The 20,321-nt window shown below is 46.3% G+C and carries 19 protein-coding genes and 1 other RNA gene; 1 reads left to right on the top strand and 19 read right to left on the bottom strand.

Features of this window, described 5'->3' with window-relative positions; all coding sequences use genetic code 11:
* The first annotated feature begins 48 nt into the window (after positions 1-48).
* Positions 49-1,278, top strand: coding sequence for a PLP-dependent aminotransferase family protein (locus ACR8BL_RS25380; RefSeq protein WP_434750106.1), 1,230 nt, complete (start codon positions 49-51; stop codon positions 1,276-1,278).
* Positions 1,279-1,511: 233 nt separating this feature from the next.
* Here the strand turns inward: ACR8BL_RS25380 and rnpB are convergent.
* The 19 genes from rnpB to ACR8BL_RS25285 all read right to left on the bottom strand — a co-directional run bounded on the left by rnpB (position 1,512) and on the right by ACR8BL_RS25285 (position 20,318).
* Positions 1,512-1,922, bottom strand: an RNA gene (gene rnpB, locus ACR8BL_RS25375) — RNase P RNA component class A.
* Between the two features lie 81 nt (positions 1,923-2,003).
* Entirely contained in the window at positions 2,004-3,119 is a 1,116-nt protein-coding gene (locus ACR8BL_RS25370) for a Nif3-like dinuclear metal center hexameric protein (RefSeq protein ID WP_434750105.1), read from the bottom strand.
* Complete coding sequence (locus ACR8BL_RS25365; protein WP_434750104.1) at positions 3,095-3,853, bottom strand: tRNA (adenine(22)-N(1))-methyltransferase; 759 nt, start codon at positions 3,851-3,853, stop codon at positions 3,095-3,097. Before ACR8BL_RS25365 ends, ACR8BL_RS25370 begins: the two co-directional genes overlap by 25 nt.
* Positions 3,854-4,037: 184 nt before the next feature.
* Complete coding sequence (gene rpoD / locus ACR8BL_RS25360; RefSeq protein ID WP_434750103.1) at positions 4,038-5,177, bottom strand: RNA polymerase sigma factor RpoD; 1,140 nt, start codon at positions 5,175-5,177, stop codon at positions 4,038-4,040.
* A 45-nt stretch (positions 5,178-5,222) separates the two neighbouring features.
* Entirely contained in the window at positions 5,223-7,043 is a 1,821-nt protein-coding gene (gene dnaG, locus ACR8BL_RS25355) for a DNA primase (RefSeq protein ID WP_434753247.1), read from the bottom strand.
* A gap of 47 nt (positions 7,044-7,090) precedes the next feature.
* A complete protein-coding gene (locus tag ACR8BL_RS25350) occupies positions 7,091-7,579 on the bottom strand; it encodes a YaiI/YqxD family protein (protein ID WP_434750102.1) in 489 nt (162 codons plus the stop codon).
* A gap of 206 nt (positions 7,580-7,785) precedes the next feature.
* The gene (gene glyS / locus ACR8BL_RS25345; protein WP_434750101.1) at positions 7,786-9,861 is read right to left on the bottom strand and encodes a glycine--tRNA ligase subunit beta; all 2,076 of its coding nucleotides are present in this window, start codon (positions 9,859-9,861) and stop codon (positions 7,786-7,788) included.
* Positions 9,854-10,741, bottom strand: a complete 888-nt coding sequence (gene glyQ, locus ACR8BL_RS25340) for a glycine--tRNA ligase subunit alpha (RefSeq protein WP_090914724.1) — start codon at positions 10,739-10,741, stop codon at positions 9,854-9,856. The genes glyS and glyQ overlap by 8 nt, the downstream gene beginning before the upstream one ends.
* 416 nt (positions 10,742-11,157) lie before the next feature.
* Complete coding sequence (gene recO / locus ACR8BL_RS25335; protein WP_434750100.1) at positions 11,158-11,910, bottom strand: DNA repair protein RecO; 753 nt, start codon at positions 11,908-11,910, stop codon at positions 11,158-11,160.
* 33 nt (positions 11,911-11,943) lie between these two features.
* Positions 11,944-12,084: a YqzL family protein gene (locus ACR8BL_RS25330; RefSeq protein WP_434750099.1), complete on the bottom strand. Its 141-nt coding sequence runs from the start codon at positions 12,082-12,084 to the stop codon at positions 11,944-11,946.
* A 129-nt stretch (positions 12,085-12,213) separates the two neighbouring features.
* Positions 12,214-13,113, bottom strand: a complete 900-nt coding sequence (era, locus tag ACR8BL_RS25325) for a GTPase Era (protein WP_434750098.1) — start codon at positions 13,111-13,113, stop codon at positions 12,214-12,216.
* A gap of 31 nt (positions 13,114-13,144) precedes the next feature.
* Positions 13,145-13,558 carry a cytidine deaminase gene (locus tag ACR8BL_RS25320; protein WP_434750097.1) on the bottom strand — a complete coding sequence of 138 codons (414 nt, stop codon included), beginning with the start codon at positions 13,556-13,558 and terminating at the stop codon, positions 13,145-13,147.
* A gap of 335 nt (positions 13,559-13,893) precedes the next feature.
* Positions 13,894-14,271, bottom strand: coding sequence for a diacylglycerol kinase family protein (locus ACR8BL_RS25315; protein WP_434750096.1), 378 nt, complete (start codon positions 14,269-14,271; stop codon positions 13,894-13,896).
* Complete coding sequence (gene ybeY, locus ACR8BL_RS25310) at positions 14,271-14,768, bottom strand: rRNA maturation RNase YbeY (protein WP_434750095.1); 498 nt, start codon at positions 14,766-14,768, stop codon at positions 14,271-14,273. The genes ACR8BL_RS25315 and ybeY overlap by 1 nt, the downstream gene beginning before the upstream one ends.
* Before the next feature lie 36 nt (positions 14,769-14,804).
* Positions 14,805-17,054, bottom strand: coding sequence for an HD family phosphohydrolase (locus tag ACR8BL_RS25305; protein WP_434750094.1), 2,250 nt, complete (start codon positions 17,052-17,054; stop codon positions 14,805-14,807).
* Positions 17,055-17,070: 16 nt separating this feature from the next.
* Positions 17,071-18,042 carry a PhoH family protein gene (locus tag ACR8BL_RS25300; protein ID WP_434750093.1) on the bottom strand — a complete coding sequence of 324 codons (972 nt, stop codon included), beginning with the start codon at positions 18,040-18,042 and terminating at the stop codon, positions 17,071-17,073.
* Positions 17,955-19,244, bottom strand: a complete 1,290-nt coding sequence (yqfD, locus tag ACR8BL_RS25295; RefSeq protein WP_434750092.1) for a sporulation protein YqfD — start codon at positions 19,242-19,244, stop codon at positions 17,955-17,957. The genes ACR8BL_RS25300 and yqfD overlap by 88 nt, the downstream gene beginning before the upstream one ends.
* On the bottom strand, positions 19,241-19,534 hold the full coding sequence (yqfC, locus tag ACR8BL_RS25290; RefSeq protein ID WP_123062571.1) for a sporulation protein YqfC: 294 nt from the start codon (positions 19,532-19,534) through the stop codon (positions 19,241-19,243). Before yqfC ends, yqfD begins: the two co-directional genes overlap by 4 nt.
* 190 nt (positions 19,535-19,724) lie before the next feature.
* The gene (locus ACR8BL_RS25285) at positions 19,725-20,318 is read right to left on the bottom strand and encodes a hypothetical protein (protein ID WP_434750091.1); all 594 of its coding nucleotides are present in this window, start codon (positions 20,316-20,318) and stop codon (positions 19,725-19,727) included.
* Positions 20,319-20,321 lie beyond the last annotated feature (3 nt).

The raw sequence follows: 20,321 nt of genomic DNA, 5'->3' as shown, positions 1-20,321 counted from the left end.
TAGTTTATAATATCAGTATAACAGTGAATAACAGGAGATGAGAATAATATGAATACACCTTGGTCCAAAATGGCACAAAACACCCCGTCCTCTGTCGTTCGTGACATGTTACAGGCTGCTCAGGCACCTGGAATGATCTCACTTGCTGGAGGATTGCCAGCACAGACTTCATTTCCACTGGAGGCTATTCGCCTGGCTTATGAAAAAGTATTTATGAGCGGATCAGCCGCTCTTCAATATGCAGAGACGGAAGGCTACCGACCTCTTCGTGTCAAAATTGCCGAGCGCCTGGAATCAAAAGGACTGCCGGCTTCACCTGACCATATGCTTTTGACTACAGGATCACAGCAATCCATTGACCTGATCTGCCGTATCCTCGTGGACCCTGGTGATCGCGTGCTCGTTGAATCCCCCACTTACCTCGCAGCCTTGCAGGTCATCCAGTCCTATCAAGGCGTCTCGCATGGCGTAGCCTGTGATGATCACGGCATGTTGCCTGAATCGCTTGAGGAGCAGCTTCAACTGCACCGACCTAAACTCGTTTACATTAACCCTACGTTCTCCAATCCGACAGGAAAAATATGGTCACGGGAAAGAAGACAACAAGCTGTAGATTTATGTCGTAAATATAATGTGCTTATTCTGGAAGACGACCCTTATGGTGAAATCCGCTTTAACCCGGAACAGCTAGACGTTCCTGCCCTTGCTGCACTGGATGCCGCTTCCTATGAGGGACCTTCGAACGTGATTTACACCAGCACCTTTTCCAAAACGGTAGCTCCTGGTCTTCGTACAGGCTGGATTCTGGCCGCTCCCGACATTGTCAAAATTGCAGCCCGGGCTAAACAAGGGGCCGATTTGCACTCCAGCAGCATCGATCAGCGGGCACTGCATGCCTTGCTTGAAACCTTTGATCTGGATGCTCATATTCGTCAGATCTCTCAAGACTATGAGCAGCGTATGCAAAAGCTGACCGCACTGATGGCGTCCAAATCTTGGAATGGCATCACATGGAACTCACCACAAGGTGGAATGTTCCTGTGGCTTCAATTGCCCGAGGGTATGCTCGCCACCAATTTATTCACTTATGGCATTCAGGAAAAAGTATGTATTGTACCCGGGGATTCGTTCTATGCAGGCACGCCAGAACTTAACCGGATGCGCATTAACTTCACTCATACAGACCCTGAGCTTCTTCCAGAAGCCGTTGAGCGGATGGATCGCGCGATCCAGCGCTGGCATGCTTCCAATCAATCAGACCAATTCGTTACGATGTAACGAATTGGCAGTCATGAAACTGTACTGATTTGTAATTGACCACCATAACCATTGACCGCTTATGCCATATGAGGAATAGGCGGTTTTCTTAATGTGTGCGTGTTTCTCTTTTCACCATGAATGAAAATTTTAAAAAAATAAGGCGACAAATTCGTTAAACCGAATCTGCCGCCTTATTTTATATAACCTGTCCTGTCATGAACAGGAATCATTAAAAGTATAGTTGTTGCAGTTAGGAAAGCTTACCGTAAGCCGGGTTCTGTGCTCTTCGTGGTTCAAACGGGAACTACCCTCCCACCAGAAGCGACAATCATCTATCTAGGCCATACATTGCTGCACAGCTCAAGCGACCAACCTAGACACACCTCGGGCTAAGGCTGTCCCCTCCAAAGAGGTGACCGTGTCCCATTAGGTCTTGCTCCAGATGGGGTTTACCAGGAACGAAGTCACCAGCGTTCCTCGGGGTCTCTTACACCTCGGTTCCATCCTTGCCTGTGCCGGAAAAATCCGGCCATCGGCGGTCCATTTCTGTGGCACTATCCTTCAACTCGCGCTGACTGGACGTTATCCAGCATCCTGCCCTGTGGAGCCCGGACTTTCCTCTCGTGGCAACAAAGGCCACCAGCGATTGTCTGTCAAGCTTTCCGAACAACATTACATAGTATACAGGCATTTGCTATCCCATACAAGCTAAATATTAATGGAAATCAGGTTACATCCCTTTTTTACAAAAAACGAAATACTTCTGTATCTACCTCGGATGCAGACACCTGTGTCTCATATCGCTGTTCTGCAAACTGGGCACGCAGCCACTCGGCCGTTTTAGGTTTCATGATTTTCTCTGTATTATGACCCGGATCGATGATACACATCCCTGCCATCAAAGCATCATGTGCTGTGTGATAGTCAATATCCCCGGTTACAATAACATCTGCTCCCTTGAAACGTGCAGTAAGCACATAACGGCTGCCTGAACCGCCGAGCACGGCCGCTTTTTTAATCTTTTTGCTCAAATCGCCAACGACACGAACATGAGGCACGTTCAGTTTAGCTTTCACGACCTCTACCAGTTCGCCAAGGGTTTTAGGTTCCCGAAGTGGTCCAAGACGTCCCAGGCCAAGTGTACGCCCTTTTAAATCCATCGCATAGAGATCATACGCCACTTCTTCATAAGGGTGCGCCTTTAACATCGCCTGAATGACCTTGTTTCTCAAACTCTGAGGTACGATCGTCTCAATACGCATCTCTTCCACACGTTCCATCTGACCCTGAGATCCAATAAAAGGCTGTGTGCCTTCACCAGGTACAAATGTGCCTGTTCCTTCCGTACTGAAGCTGCACTTGTTATACTGACCGATACTGCCAGCCCCAGCCTCCAGAACCGCTTGTAACACCTGCTCATGATGCGTCCTTGGCACAAATACCGCCAGCTTGTACAGATGGTCTGTATGCACATCCTCCAGCGATTCCTTGCTGTCTATTCCGAGTGCCTCCGCCATCCAGTCATTGATGCCACCCTCGGCTACGTCAAGATTGGTGTGACTGATATATACTGCAATATCATGTTTGATCAACTTCTCATACAATTTGCCCATAGGTGTATCGGTACTGAGTGATTTTACGGGACGGAAAATAATAGCATGATGGGCAATAATCAGATTGGCTCCGATCCGTATCGCTTCATCCACAACCTCGTCTGTGACATCCAGCGCCACGAGAACATGAGTAATCTCCTTTTGCAGACTGCCCAACTGCAGACCAATACGATCATCCGGTACTGCCAGATGTTTTGGAGCAAGTCGCTCCATCAGTTGAATTACTGTTTGACCTTTGGCAAACATGCCAATACCTCCTTCAAACTTGCGATAAGCCCCTCCACTTCAGCTGCTTTGTCTTTGGAAGAATCCTGATCGGATTTGGAGATGGACTGTAACACGCCCTGTAATTTGACAATTTCACTTTCCCATTTGGCAAAAAATACTTCCGTTGGACGGTCCGTCAAGTATGGCCCCATACGTAGTAGCAAATCTTTAGTCAATTCCACGTCACCTTGTAAAGGACGAGCGCGGTATACCTCTTCATTTGCAATTGGACTGCTGGCCTGCGGCATCGCGGTAATAATTTCATATATCTTGCCGTCTTCTTCAAGAAGCTGCTCGGCTACGACAACCCAATGGTGATCTAACAACCAGCGTCTCAGAATATCCTCGCCTACATTGGGCTGCAGAATCAGCAACTGTACACCTTCCAGTTTGGCGATTCCTCGATCCAGAATGGAAGCAATCAATGCGCCGCCCATGCCAGCAATAGTAATAACCTCGACTTCTCCAGCAGTAATGACATCGAGTCCGTCTCCACGACGTACCGTAATCTGCCCCTTCATTCCGGCGTCACTGACTTGTTTGCAAGCAGCATCATATGGCCCCGGATTCACTTCTCCAGCTATTGCATTTATGGCTTTTCCACTGCGAATTGCAGCGACAGGCAGTAAAGCATGGTCTGAGCCGATATCTGCCAACTGGCTTCCTGCAGGAATTTGATCATGTATTCGTTGTAATCGATTCGAAAGTTTCATGGAGCACCTACACCATTCATTTAATTTATTGATTTGCATTGAGTGAAGAAAAGCGATAAAATAAAATCCAATCAAACATTTCAAGGATGAATTTCCAAAAGAAAGAAATATAACTGTTAAAATTAAAACTAAAGGAGACCCCGCCGCCGCCAAAGCGTCTCGCAGAAAGTCTCCCACAGTTCAATTATTCGAGGAAATCCTTGAGTCGTTTGCTGCGACTCGGGTGACGCAATTTACGAAGGGCCTTGGCCTCGATCTGACGAATACGCTCACGCGTAACACCAAACACTTTACCTACTTCTTCGAGTGTTCTCGTACGTCCATCATCCAAACCAAAACGCAGACGAAGCACATTCTCTTCACGCTCTGTCAAGGTGTCCAGAACATCTTCAAGTTGTTCTTTCAAGAGTTCATAGGCAGCAGCATCTGCCGGAGCCAGTGCTTCCTGATCCTCGATGAAATCACCCAGATGGGAATCATCCTCTTCACCAATTGGTGTTTCGAGGGAAACCGGTTCCTGTGCAATCTTTGTAATCTCACGTACTTTTTCTACACTCAGATCCATCTCTGCAGCAATTTCTTCAGGAGTTGGTTCGCGTCCTAGTTCCTGCAGCAGCTGACGGGATACCCGGATCAGCTTATTAATTGTTTCTACCATGTGCACAGGGATACGAATGGTACGTGCCTGGTCAGCAATAGCACGTGTAATGGCCTGACGAATCCACCATGTTGCATACGTACTGAACTTGTAACCTTTTTTATGGTCAAACTTCTCTACCGCTTTAATCAGACCCATGTTACCTTCCTGAATCAGATCTAGGAACAGCATTCCGCGTCCTACATAACGCTTCGCGATGCTGACAACGAGACGAAGGTTGGCCTCGGCCAGACGCCGCTTCGCTTCCTCATCCCCATTCTCAATCCGTTTGGCGAGCTGTACTTCGTCGTCGGCTGACAACAAAGGTACACGTCCAATCTCCTTGAGGTACATCCGTACAGGGTCATTAATTTTGATACCAGGAGGCAAGCTTAGATCATCATCAAAATGGAACTCATCGTCTCCCTCTCGACTATTGTTTTCGGAATCCTCGCTAGGACGAAGAGTTACCTCTTCATCATTTTCATTAACAACATCGATACCGAGGTCGCTAAGCTGTTCGTAAAACTCATCCATCTGCTCTGCATCCTGCTCAAACGGTGAGAGTTTCTCAATAATTTCCTTGTAGTTCAATGAAGCTCTTTTCTTACCTGATTCAATCAATTGATCCTTAACCTGATCCAGTGTTAATTCTGTTTCTAGTTCAGTATGCTGATCATTCGCCATAACTCGACTCCCTCCTCCCTAGAAACATCCAAGTCATCCAGACGTTCACTGTCTCTCTAGGGCAATCATCTCAAGTGCAATTTGTGCCGCGCGTACAGAATCACCTGCCCGCTCTGCAGCAATCATTTCTTCTTTTTTCAGATCGTACTGTTTTTTGCGCGGATACTTCAATACTTCCCTGATGCAATCATCGAGCACCTGGATACTCCATTCACCTGGGCCATCCATCATCGAGATTGAGCTGACCGTCTTTTCCAAACGATCATCATGCAACGAAGACATAAAACGACTTGTATCCGGCGGTTTGCCCTGCGCATAATAGGCATATAGATAAGCAGCAATTGCTGCATGATCATCCAAGTTAAAAGCCTCGCCAAGATGTTCATTTACATACTGAGCCGCTTCATCATCCTGTAACATCCAGGCGATCAGTTTGCGCTCAGCAGAATGGTACGCTGGCAACAGATTGGGTGTAGGCACATGCCTATTTTGTTGCCTACCATTATTCCACCTTTTCGGGTTATTATCCCCATAATCCTCGTTATTTTTCATCGCTTCCCGTTCCTCGTTACATTCTTGCTTCAATGTTTCAAAGGATACATCGACTTCAGCCGCAAGTTCACGAAGATATACTTCGCGCTCCGTTGGTGAAGACAAGGGAGCAATCAATTTTACTGCTTCTTTGGAATAAGCGATTTGTCCGCCGCCTTCTAGCAGTATATGGTTTTTTTTGAGGTTTATAAGCTTAAATTTTGTAGTCGTTACAGCGCCATCTATAATCTGGTTACGGAATCGTTCACCGCCGTGTTTTCGGATAAAATCATCCGGGTCAAGTCCCTCTGGAATGAGCGCCACCTTAACCTGTAATCCGGCTTCCTCCAAAATAGGAAAGTTCTTCATTGCGGCAGCCTGTCCGGCCCGGTCGCCATCATAACAAAGGATAACTTCATCACACATGCCTTTGATCATCAAAGCCTGATTCTCCGTAAGCGCCGTACCCATAGCTGCAACACCATTCTGAACATCTTGATCCCATGCGGAGATCACATCACCGTATCCTTCAAACAAAATGACTTGTCTCTGTTTGCGTATTGCATTTTTAGCCTGGTGCAGATTGTAAAGAACACGACCTTTGTTAAACAACCGGGTTTCCGGGGAGTTCAAATATTTCGGCTGTCCATCTCCCAATATCCGCCCCGCAAATGCAATCGGCTTGCCGCTCCTGCCATGGATCGGAAACATAATTCGGTCTCTGAACTTGTCCACATATCCGTGACCTTCACTTCGCTCTGACAGAAGTCCGCCTCGCTCCATCTCTTCCAGCGGATAACTTCGCTTTTCCAGGAATTGTACGAGCGTGTCCCAGCGATTTGGAGCATAACCAATCTGAAACTGATCAATCAATTTGTCACCGATACCGCGTGAGCGTAAATATTCCATGGCCACTTTGCCATGCTCTGTATTTTTCAACAAAAAGTGATACAGCTTAGCGGTTAGCTCATAAGCTTCCAGCAGACGTGCCGTCTCCGGATTAACATGGGCTGTTTCGCGCCCCTGCCAGTCCCCCATGGAGATATGACTTTCTTCTGCCATCGTTTTGACAGCCTCGGGAAAGGATAACCCTTCGATTTCCATCCTGAATTTGATGGCATTTCCGCCCGTGCCGCAACCGTAGCAGTAGAAAATCTGTTTCTCAGGTGTGACGGTGAACGAAGGCGTCTTCTCCGAATGAAAAGGACAGAGGCCTTTCATATACTTCCCCTGCTTGGTCAGATGTACAAATCGGCTTACCGTATCGACGATATCATGTTGCTGCAATACCGATTCAATAATACTTTCGGGTATACCGCCTTGTCCGGTACTCATCTCGGCCACCTTCATCTCTTCTAACACGTAAATATAATTCGATAAACTTACACATTCTCCTGCAAATCTTTCAAAAGTTTTGTCAGTTTATGTTGAAAAACTTCTCGATCCTGCTCCGTGAAGGGTTTTGGACCTTTTCCATAATGCCCTCTTCGCCGAGCTTTTGCCGCAGTATGACGGGAATCGAGCATAAAATCAATATCCCGATCATTAAATTCTCGACCTCTAAACGATAGAACATAACACCGTTTGCCAAGCGCAAGCGCCGCAAGTCCGTAATCCTGCGTAATAACTACATCATACGGCTTGATATGATTCGCAATGTACAAATCTGCGCTCTGATCACTCCGATCCACTTGTACGGTGCGTACACCCTCTCCTCCTTGCAGCAAATGATCAAAGGAAGAGACCAACAGTACAGGAATATGAAAGAGACGTGCTGTGTTAGCAATCTCGGTCTTGACCGGGCAAGCATCTCCATCAACAACGATGTGACGTATATTCAATTCACTCAAACCCAGACCACCCGGTTTCATAAAATATCTGCATATTGTAATATACGACCTCGGTCACTGAAAATCCTTCTGTACTGAATGGAGAAAAACAGAGGCTAAAATACGGAGCGGCTGTTCAAACACTGAAACAACCCGTTCCGTATATTTATACCCTCTTATATCGTTCTTTAATACTGTACTTATATTCTGCTGAGTTATACGAATATAATCATTGAATTTAAGAAGATTTATCCAACTAATTTGGAGAAGTCAGCAAAACCTTTTAAATCCTGATCTATGGCTGCAAGCAGAGCAAGTCGATTCGCACGAACCGCTTCATCTTCGGCCATGACCATGACAGAATCAAAGAACAACGTGATGGCACCCTTCCATGATGAAGCGATAGCCAAAGATTCTACAGCATTATGCTTAGACAAAGCATCGCGGTAGTTCCCGTTCGTTTGATTCCATGCATCAAATAGCTGACGCTCTCCATCTTCTATAAATAGTTCAGGATGTACGGAAGCGTTCGATGCTTTAGCTGCAAGGTTCCCTACCCGGTTGAACGATTCCAATGTTGTTTTAAATTCATCCGCTGCCAGCACGGCTTTCATCAATGCCTCGCCTTTCGGAACGATCGCACTGATATCATCGAATCCGGAAGCAATGATTGCATCAACAACGTCATAGCGTACCGTCTCCGAAAGCAATTTCTTTACACGCAATGCGAAGAAGTCCTGCAGATCTTTACGAACCTCTGCATCTGCACGTTTCAACAGATTCATCTGCGCATGAACTTCAAGTGCTGCACCAAATACATCGGACAAGGTCAGGGGAAGTTGATGATCCAGCAAAATTTGTACAATACCCGCTGCCTGACGTCGAAGTGCATAAGGATCCTGAGAGCCTGTAGGGATAATGTTAATCGAGAAACAGCCTACGATTGTGTCGATTTTGTCTGCCGCACTAACGATTGCACCCACAAGAGATGCAGGAGACTGATCACCAGCGAAACGAGGTTGATAATGTTCGAACACGGCCTTGGAAACTTGCTCTTTTTCACCAGCTTTTCGAGCATAATCCTCACCCATTACACCTTGCAATTCAGGGAATTCCCCAACCATCAGCGTAACAAGGTCAAACTTGCAGATATCTGCGGATCGGCTAACCGATTCAGCCACGTCGCCAGATACTTGCAACTTAGCAGCCAGGCTGTCAGCGATTTTGCGAATGCGGCGAACTTTATCCCCCACCGTGCCAAGTTCTTCTTGGAATACGATGCTCTCAAGTTTCGACAATGCGTCCTTGATCTGTAGCTTCTGATCTTCCTCGTAGAAAAACTTCGCATCAGACAGACGAGCACGCAGCACCTTTTCGTTACCTTTGGCGATGACATCAAGTGAATCACTGCCGCCATTACGAACCGTAACAAAGTATGGCAACAGTTGACCTTCCTGATTTAATACAGGGAAGTAACGCTGATGCTCGCGCATCGACGTAATTAACACTTCCTGCGGAATGTTCAGAAATGACGAATCAAATGTACCGAACAATACCGTCGGCGTCTCCACAAGGAACACGACCTCTTCGAGCAAATCTTCCTTGATCGCAATATTCCAGTTCTTCTCGGCAGCCAGTGCCTGAATCTGGGATACAATCATCTGCTCACGTTCAGTTACATCTGCAATGACATGCTGAGCACGCAGCACATCCACGTAAGCTGAAGGCTCGGATACAACCGTTTCATTGCCTAAGAAACGATGTCCACGCGTTACATTGCCTGCTTTTACGCCCGTTACTTCAAGATCAATCACTTCCGTGCCAAACAGTGCAACAATCCAGCGGATCGGGCGAACAAATTTGAAGTCATAGGACGCCCAGCGCATAAATTTCGGGAAAGTCATTGCGTGCAGCACCGATAATAAACCTTCGCCAATAACCGATGCTGTATCTACACCTTTACTGCTTTTCGTTGCGTAAATGTATTCCACACCGTTCAGTTCCTTGAAGCTGAATTGATCAGGTTCTACACCTTGACTACGTGCAAATCCAAGTGCTGCTTTGCTCCAGTTGCCGCTGTCATCCAGTGCAATTTTGCGGGAAGGTCCTTTTACCTCTTCTTCCACATCTTCCTGTTTCTCTGCTACGTTATGAATCAGAATTGCAAGACGGCGAGGTGTGGCGTAAGTTTGCACTTCACCATACGCAATACGGGATGAATCAAGCCATTTCACGATGCGTTCCTGAAGCTGTGCAATGGCTGCGCGCATAAAACGTGCAGGCACTTCTTCCAGACCAATTTCAAACAACAGATCCTTAGACATTCTCGGCCCCCCCTTTCTTGATCAGCGGGAAGCCCAGCTTCTCACGCTCTTCCACATATGTTGCCGCCACTTGACGAGCAAGGTTGCGGACACGGGTAATGTACCCTGTGCGTTCTGTAACACTAATAGCGCCGCGTGCATCCAGCAAGTTGAAGGTATGGGAACATTTCAGCACATAGTCATAAGCCGGGAATACCAGATGCTGTGCCATCGCTTTGTTCGCTTCTTCTTCGTACATATTGAAAAGGGTAAACAACATTTTAACGTCTGAGATCTCAAACGTATATTTGGAATGTTCGTATTCAGGCTGACGGAACACATCACCATAAGCGATGCCTTCAACCCATTCAAGATCGAATACATTTTCTTTTTCCTGTATATAAGAGGCGAGACGCTCCATACCATACGTGATCTCCACAGCTACCGGATTGGTCTCAATTCCGCCGACCTGCTGGAAATACGTAAATTGTGTAATCTCCATCCCGTCCAGCCAAACTTCCCAACCAAGACCTGCGCAGCCAAGCGAAGGATTCTCCCAGTTATCTTCAACAAACCGGATATCGTGTTTAAGTGGATCAATACCCAGACGATTCAAACTTTCCAGATAGATTTCCTGAATGTTGTCCGGAGAAGGCTTGATAATGACCTGGAACTGGTGATGCTGATACAACCGGTTAGGGTTCTCACCATAACGTCCATCGGATGGACGGCGGGAAGGCTCAACATAAGCCACTTTCCAAGGCTCTGGTCCAAGTGAACGTAAAAAGGTCATTGGGTTCATCGTACCTGCCCCTTTTTCCGTGTCATATGGCTGAACGATAATACAATTATGCTCGGCCCAGAATTGTTGCAGCGTCAAGATCATCTGCTGAAAATTCATAATCATGCTCCTTTTCGGGTAGTTTGTTAACAAGCATAGGAGGGGTACAACCCATAATAAATAGCCCTCGCCCTACTACGCCTGATGTACAGACGTAGGGACGAGAGCTGTTCCCGCGGTTCCACCCTACTTGGCCTGAGTCAAACAAATCCTTGTTTGATCCGGCCCACTTTTCCGTGTCCATTCATGCTCCCGAGTGCCTTGTTCACAAACGGATTCAACCAGGCTCCCACCATCCCTGACTCGCTTATCATCGATACACAAGATTTTCATAATACAGCTCGTATATCAATCATATGATGAATCCCGTTTCCTACTTTCTCGTTCAATGCATGTCTCCAAAAAGAGAATTTATATTTCATAATATATAAAATGAAGTATGAAGTCAATCATTATTTTTCAAGTTTGATCACAAATCAAATCCCGTACTTTTCCATCTGATCCAGGAAAGAACGGGACTTGAGATGAAGACCTAACTGGTGATCCATGAAAGCTCGCATTACTTTTTTGATTTCATTACGGGTAGAATCACTTACAGATATGTTTCCCAAGCGCTGCAGATCCAGTCGCACAAACAAGCGTAGCAACTTCAGAGTCTTTGCACTAACGGCCATCGCTGGCGGGTCAAAATGTTTACACGCCCTGCATAAGACACCACCAAGTCTGGGACTAATAAATAACTGCTCATCAGGACGCTCTTGGTTACACGAAATACACTCATCCAGCTGTGGCCCGTAACCAGCTGCCTGTAATACTTTCATCTCATACAGACTTATAATGACTAAAGGATCTTTATCTTCTTTCAAAGCCTGCAAACACGCTTTTAATTGCTTGAACCAAAAGGCACCCGTTTCTTCATCCTGGAGCACCCGATCTAGCAGTTCACATACATAGGAAGCATAGGAAGCCTTCACCAAATCTTCCCTGAGCTCATGATTGGATTCGATAATTTCTCCAGCATTCAGTGTACCAAGACCTGTATTGCGAAAATAAACATATTGACCATAAGTAAAGGGCTGCACCAGTGCTGCATGCCGACTTTTGGGCTTTTTGGCGCCGCGAACAAGTACACCTGCTTTACCGCCACTTTCAGTGCACAGTGTTACTATTTTATTTCCCTCACCATAGTCCATGCTGCGGATGACAATGCCTTCCACCCTATATAACATGCCTCGTCACCTAACCATTCCTGAATCAGCCCTTTATTCTGTAGCTTCTTCGTCTTCACTCACTTCCCTTGCAGTGTCTGACTCCTGCCCTGACGAGTTACACGTCTCGGTATATAACAAATAGGACTCAACATCCCCTGTCATTGCAAATACCTTCCACGAAAAATCCCGCATCGGAAATTCATCCTCTCTTCGGAAATGACGTCTGGTTCTACCCGATAGGATGGAGTCCTGCAAGACAAACTATGTGTTGCAATTAATGGATATGAGCTTCAACTCTCATGTCATATCCCGTAATATCGACTATTCACGCCCGAAACCAAGGTCTCGCAGAACACGATCCTGATTTCTCCAGTCTTTTTTCACTTTGACCCACAAATCCATGAAAATTTTGGAACCGAGCAGGTTCTGAATATCATGTCGAGCTCGTTTACCCACTTCTTTCAAGAGAGCACCTTGTTTGCCAATGATAATACCTTTTTGTGAATCCCTTTCCACAAATATGACAGCTGAGATATAAACGACACCATTATCCTGTACTTTCATATCTTCAATCGTTACGGCAATGGAGTGAGGTACTTCTTCACGAGTCATTTGTAGAATTTTCTCACGGATCAACTCTGCACAAACAAACTGTTCCGGGTGGTCTGTAACCTGGTCATCGGGATAATACTGCGGACCTTCAGGCAAATACTTTCCAAGCTGTTCCAACAAGGTGCTTACATTGCTTCCCAGCATGGCAGATACAGGCACAATTTCAGCAAAATCATGCAGTTTGCGATATTCTTCAATCAACGGAAGCAATGCCTCCGGCTCAATTTTGTCAATTTTGTTCATGACAAGAATGACAGGAGTGCGGATATTTTTCAACTGCTCCGCAATATATCGGTCACCGCCACCCATCCCTTCAGAAGCGTCAATCAAGAACAGCGCTGCTTCCACTTCTCCGAGGGTGTTCAGAGCAGTCTGGTTCATGTAATCGCCAAGTTTGGATTGACGTTTATGAATACCCGGCGTGTCCAGGAAAACAATCTGTTGTTGCTCCGATGTGTACACCCCGTGAATTTTGTTACGTGTCGTTTGCGGCTTGTCCGACATAATTGCAATTTTCTGTCCAATCACCTGATTCATCAAAGTCGATTTCCCCACGTTTGGACGTCCAATGATCGCAACGAATCCGGATTTGAATGCTTGTTTTTTCATATGTTCCTCCTCAGGCGCCTAGGCCTGAAATTTATTTTTTGGCAGAGTTTAGATCTGATGGACCAAATGCCCATGGCAGCAATTCAGCAACCGTAGTTTCTAACAAGTCGCCCTTTAAATTTCCTAAAATGACTTTCATGTCTGGTTCACACAATTCAAACATGACTTGACGGCATACCCCACAAGGGGCAATCGGACCTTCGGTATCTCCTACAATAGCCATTGCCTTGAAACTGCGCGGCTTATGACCTCCAGCAATGGCACTGAACATCGCAGTACGCTCGGCACAGTTACCTGGTGTGTAGGCTGCGTTCTCAATGTTGCATCCATGATGCACATGTCCTTCGCTATCCAGCAAAGCTGCTCCTACCCCGAAATGAGAATATGGCGTGTACGCCTTGGTACGTGCCTTTATTGCTTCTTGCATCAACAAGCTATTATCCATTGATATTTCTCTCCCTTAGGGTGTATATAAAGGTGTGCTCTTGGAGTTAAGTTGATTAAAACCATTTGATTACAGTGGGTCACTCCGATGACAGAATAACCTTTTGATCGCTGTTATCCTCGGATTTTTTCGATCACTTTTTCCAAAGTGAAAATCCGATGATAAAGGCGAGCGCTTCGCTTCTCCAGGTTTTTTCTCCCTCTTCGTTATTGTGTAATCTTAGGAAAATCAACTTAAAAGCAGAGACACACCTTCATTGATGGTGTGCAATAAAAACCTTAAACCATTTGAATTACACTGCTCACTCCGATGACAGAATACACTTTTGATCGCTGTTATCCCAGTAAAATCCTCAACCAAGTGAGCACTGGTTTTAGGAAAACAATACATCCAATGATGACGGCGAACACCGCAGCCAGTAAAACTGCCCCAGCCGCGGTGTCTTTTGCCGCTTTTGCGAGCGGATGAATATCGGGCTGTGCCAAATCAACAGCTGCTTCTACAGCTGTATTCATTAGTTCGGTGACCAAAACCATAAATACAGCTGCCAGAACAAACATCCAATCTATTCTCGAAATGCGGAAAAAAAATCCGGCTGCACACATCAAAATGGCAACTCCTGTGTGAACTCTAACATTCCGTTGCGTACGCAAGCCGTATGCAATTCCTTCCAGAGCGTTAAGGAATACCAGACCCCAGGAGCGCCTTTTCATTATCGTGTCAACCCGGCCCGGGCGAGAACAGCTTCCTGTTTCCCCATCATTTCTGCTTCACTTGCCTCATCCTGATGATCATAACCGAGCAGATGCAGGAAGCCATGAACAAACAGGAATCCCAGCTCACGCTCGAACGAGTGTCCATACTCCTCACTTTGCAATATCGTCCGCGGAACAGAAATGATGATGTCACCAAGCACATCCGGCATTTCTTCCATTTCCTCATCCTCATCAAGCTCGTAGATGATGTCCAACTCTTCATCCACGGTTTCGTTCATTGCAAAGGACAACACGTCTGTAGGACGGTCGATACCTCGATAATCACGATTTAGCTCGTGAATCTGCTCATCATTAACAAACGTGAGAGCAACCTCTCCATCCGTAATCCCCTCGGCTTCACCAGCAAGAGCCAGCAATTGCTCCAGCATCACGATCATTGGCTCTGTAATTTCTTTATCCTGTTGTTCATTATTCCATGCGAGGTTAAGACTCATTCTTTCATAACTCCTGTCTACTCATATTAATATTGATCAGCCGGCCTCAGGCGATGTCGGCTTTGGTTTCTTGATCTCTTCCGGATACTCGATTCTGGAGTGGAAAATGCCCATGACCGTTTCCTTTAATGTCTTGGCGACGATATCCAGTTCACGCATGGTAAGATCACAATCGTTAAATTGATGATCGTCCAGACGTCCCTTAATGATTTTTTCGATCATCGACTCTACCTGCTCCACAGTCGGCTTGCGAAGCGAGCGAACCGCAGCTTCTACACTATCGGCAATTCCCACAATAGCAGATTCTTTGGACTGTGCCTTCGGCCCTGGATAACGGAAATCCTCTTCCGTGAAATCGGGTTCAATCCCCGCTTCTTCCGCCTGACGTAGCGCCTTATGGTAGAAGTAGTGAAGGAATGTTGTGCCATGATGCTGCTCGGCAATATCCCGAATCGGCTTTGGCAGCTTGTAGTCCTTCTGCATCTCTACGCCATCCCTTGCATGTGCAACGATAATTGACTTGCTCAGCTTGGGATCGATCGAATCATGCGGATTCTCTATATTGTTCTGATTTTCAATAAAATAGATGGGCCGTTTAGTCTTCCCGATATCATGATAATATGAGCCGACACGACAGAGCAACCCGTTAGCACCTATAGCCTCAGCGGCTGCTTCCGACAGATTACCAACCATCACACTGTGATGATATGTGCCAGGTGTTTCGGTAAGCAATTTGCGAAGCAACGGATGGTTCGGATTCGAAAGTTCCACAAGTTTAAGTGCAGATAAAATTCCAAATGACGTTTCAAAAAACGGCATTAACCCGATCACCAGAATAGCTGTCAGTACTCCGCCAGCAAAGGCGTATCCGATGCCATACAGCGTCGTAGTTCGATTCCAGTCTCCTGTGTCGATCAAAGCCAGGGTGAACACGGCCAATGAACCAAACAGACAGACCATAATAGCGCCTTTTAAAATGGTCGACCGTTGACTTGCTCGATGAGTTGCAAAAATCGCCACAAACGAAACGACAACTGCAAAGAAACCAAGCTCAAAGTCAAACAACTGCCCCTGATGTGTATTCAAAATAATACTGGACAACATACCGATCATTATCGAGCACACAAACGCAAGTGAGGTATCCAATAACAGAGCAATCAACATCGCACCTACTGCCACAGGTGCCAGGAAACCGATAAACGGACGTTCATTGGTCTGGATTAAAGCGGTCACATGCATCACAACAATCGTAATAATAAAAATGAGTACTAACATGAGCAGCTGCGCATTATTGTATTTGAAATGTGTTCCGCTGCCTTGTTGAATAAACATTAAAATCCCCGCCGACAACATACCTGAGAACAAAAGCAGCCCCAGCTGCGGCCAGTAGTTGACTTCATTTTTAAGCAAATCATTTTCATTAAGCAGTGCATACATTTCCGGGGTAATCATATCCCCTTTAGACACAAGTGTATCCCCTTGCTTGATAAAGACGGTTGGTGTAATTTCACGCGCTTGAACTTTCGCTTCCTTGGTTCCCTCTTCATCGTAAAAACGGTTAGCGGTCACCACCAGTCGCGTAAGCTCCTGCACAACCTCACGCTGCGTACGTTTGCTAAGTGAGCTAACACTAACCATTTCCGCCACTTTTGCACGCGCCGCTGAAGCCTCACCGACCTGATCTGTCATCAATCTCGCCACAATATCTCGTGCAACAGGTTTCATCTCCTGAATATCATCCGAAGTCAAACGGGAGATTTTGATGTACGTTTCTTCTGGAATGCGGTAACTCTGTTCCTGCACCACGTTTCGAATTTCTTCAAGCAGCGTGTCGGAGTATGTACCTGTTTTCCGATTGTTATTAATATAATTAGACACGAAATCCTTCTGACGCTGCGGAATTTCGTCCCGATATATATCAATCTTGTCCTGACTTGAGATTTGATCGTCCTGATTCAAACGGTCAATGCGATCCAGGAGCGTTGTCATCAAGTTTTCATTGCGCATCTGCACGATCTGATATATCGGTTGTACACGCTCGGCTGCTTCTTCCTGAGCCTTAAGTGTAGCCTTGTTATTCGGAATCTGCATAGGCGCAGCAATGTCCACTTCACTCCGTGTACCTTCCTGGATATCATATTTCTCGGGTAAGAGCTTGGAGGAAAGGCTCACGAAAAAGAGGATCACTAAAAACAAAAAGAGAAGATAGCGTGCCCACACGCTATACTTCCATCCTGTCGCTCTATTTTGAAAAGATTTGCCTTTTGACATTTCTTTCGAGGTCACTTTAGACAATCCCTTTCTATGCTTGATTTTCTGCGGCGTGGTTGTAAGCCACAATGATTTTCTGGACGAGGGAATGACGCACAACATCCTGCTCGGCGAAATGTACAAATCCAATCTCCTGAACCTCGCTCAGGATCGTATTCGCTTCCACCAGTCCTGATTTTTTGCCGCGCGGCAAATCAATCTGTGTCACGTCTCCGGTGATGACCATTTTGGAGCCAAAACCAAGACGAGTCAAAAACATTTTCATCTGCTCCGGTGTTGTATTCTGTGCTTCATCCAGAATGATAAAGGAATCATCCAACGTACGCCCACGCATGTAGGCCAAGGGAGCGATTTCAATCAATCCGCGTTCCAGTGCCTTCGCTGTCTGTTCCTGCCCCATAACGTCATAGAGCGCGTCATACAGCGGTCTCAGATACGGGTCTACTTTCTCCTGCAGATCACCTGGCAAGAAACCTAAACTTTCACCAGCTTCAACCGCAGGTCGTGTAAGCACGATGCGTTTGACACTGCCTTCTTTAATTGCGGCAACAGCCAGCACAACAGCAAGATAGGTTTTGCCTGTTCCGGCAGGGCCAATTCCAAATACGATATCCCGTTTTTTAATCGTGGTTACGTAATGTTTCTGTCCAATCGTTTTCACACGAATCGGCTTGCCACGATATGTCGTCGTAATTTCGCCTTTGAACAGATCCAGAAGCTGATCTGCCCGCAAGTCTTTTGCCAGTTCTATTGCATACTTGACATCCCTTTCGGTTAACACGTAACCGTTACGTATCAATTGCAATAACACATCGAATAGTTGTTCAAGGGATTCCACCTGCTGCACAGTACCAAAGATATTAATCTCTGCTTCGCGTGACGCGATCTGGGCAGGAATCTCGGATTCAATCAGTTTCAGAAAAATATCTTGGGGGCCAAACAGAGATTGCCCCTCTCCCGCACTCTGGAGCGAGATTTGTATGCTGCGTGTTTGCTCTGACAAATATCCTCTTCTCCTTGACTATGGACTAACGGAAGTTCTTCCGCGATGCTTTCTTCTACTTCAAATAATACTTTCATATAAACTTTACCATTCTCTTTCTTCTCATGCAAAATTTTTTCACTTAAAATTTCCGTGCCCTTACCGTTTTTGGCCAAAATATCATTTCGCGCCCCTTCCAAACCTTTTGTTTTGGCCCACGCGACACTCTGCTCTTCTTGATGGAAATTCGTTTCCATATCCTTCTCTGTCATCCATCCCATAGGTAAGGTGAAGGAACGCCAGGTCAGAGGTTTGTGGTAGGTCTCCGTTTCATATGATCTGTAGGGCGTACTTCCATACCCCCATAATTGTATTGCCCAATCGCCAAGCACCACATAAAATCGCTCTTTGCTCTCCCCCGTCATCGTTTGATATTTCTGTATCAGGGGGACTTGTATATCATATTCCCGCCAGACCATTCCCCGGACTTCGCCTTTAGCAACAATCGTTTTCGTATTTTCCTCATCACCCAAGATGCCCGAGATCAGCACTTGTCCTTTCTTGACACGCATGTCCTTCTGTACAACAGGACGTCCCTGTTCGGCATAAATCTGGGTGACAACCGCATCGGATTTACTGATCAGATGTCTAGGGTTCAGCAAAGGCTCACGTTTAGGCTGTGCCGATTCGACCACCTGAATCGTAACTCTTGTCCCCTCTTTGGTTACGCCAATCCAGGTTACATTCGGCAGTGCAAGTGCCAGCTGCCTGGAGAGCTTGTCCTGGCTTTTCATCCGGAAGCCCCATTGAAAGGGGTAGAGTCCCTCCTTTTTGGCCGCAGCCAGCACCTCGTCTGTTGGAATCGTTACGTTCCCTTTGACTTCCACATTCCAAATCATGGACGATAGTGCAAACAGGGCTGCTACAAAAAATAACATGCCGAAGGCAAAAAACTTTCTGCGGAACAAACGAGCCAGGAAAAAGGGTAACCCACTGCGGTGAGTGATTTTCACTCTGCAGCCTGTCCCTTTTACAAGGGGACGCAGTCTGAAAAAATGCGGAAGCAAAATGCTCATCTCCGCCTGGCGTCCATCCTGTGCACGCAGATCCCAGACACTCAGCCGCTGTTCTGTTATCATATTGATTAAGGTCTCAATGTCTCCGCCTGTAACTTTGATCCGCACGGCTCCCCGCAATTTATACAGACTTGGCTGCTGCTTCATCCGTTTCCCTCCACTCCATTCATATGGATATCCAGAATAGTACCTTCTATTGCTACTTCATCCGGCAAAATGTTACGTATGACCAAAGCACTGCCTTTGATCTCTAATTGGCCTTGTGACAGAGCAAGTACGATGCGATCCGGTGTGAAATGGATGACACCACGATGATTTTCTATATACAGTTGCTTGCTGCCGATCAGGGTTAACCGTGGCATATCATAAAGCACATCCTGCGGCAGATCCAACACTTCACTGGTCCATCTGCGCAGCTTGCGACTGATCCGGGTCATTCGAAGGTCTTCCCCCTTCCTCTACAGTTCAACTTATGCGCAAATTCAGGGAATTATGAAGAATTGGTGAGCGGTAATGTACAAATTTTGCTAAAAACATAGGTATACAAAAAAAGCCTTCTCTGGAGGCAGAATGCCGCCAGAAAAGGCTTCATTGGATCTTCAATGTAAGGGATTGACTTGCCGACGTCTACAGCTTACCTCTTGTGCCAAAAGGATGCTTTGAACGGGGAGAACCAAGCACCTCTGCCCAGAGCACCCCTGTTCGGATATCTTCTTGGCGAAGACGGGAAGTTCCTGTATCCGTTGTATCGGTGTCTTCCAAGCTTGAGTTCGATACCGATGGAAAACTTGCTGAAGAGATACGATTCAGTCTCTCCTGTATCATACGTTGCTGTTCTTCCATCAATCTCATCTGCTCATCGACCGAGCTCTTCATGCTACCCATTGATTGGTCGCCTCGAAAGTCACCTTCCGAACGAGAAGACGCTACAGGCTCCGAGTAAGGCTGGTCATAACGTTCATCATCATAGCGCTCACTGTCATAACGCTCGTCATACTGCTCCTCGTAACGGCGGTCTTCTGTTCCGGATGACTGCTGAGGAGAAGCATTACCTGATCGACGATTCGCGTCTTCACCGCCCCCAAACGTCGGCATCCCGTTACCAGGACGCTTCTGATTGGGGTTTGCTGATTTCCCTAACTTTCCCAGGAACGAAAAGAGGGCAAAGGCAACAATGGCTACAACATACAGATTGTTAAATATCCATTCGAATAGGCTCATATG

The sequence above is a fragment of the Paenibacillus amylolyticus genome, from assembly GCF_051136285.1.
In the GTDB taxonomy this organism is placed as follows: Bacteria; Bacillota; Bacilli; order Paenibacillales; family Paenibacillaceae; genus Paenibacillus; species Paenibacillus amylolyticus_F.
Note: the sequence above shows the minus strand (reverse complement) of the source record. Positions and strands in the feature narration are given on the sequence as shown.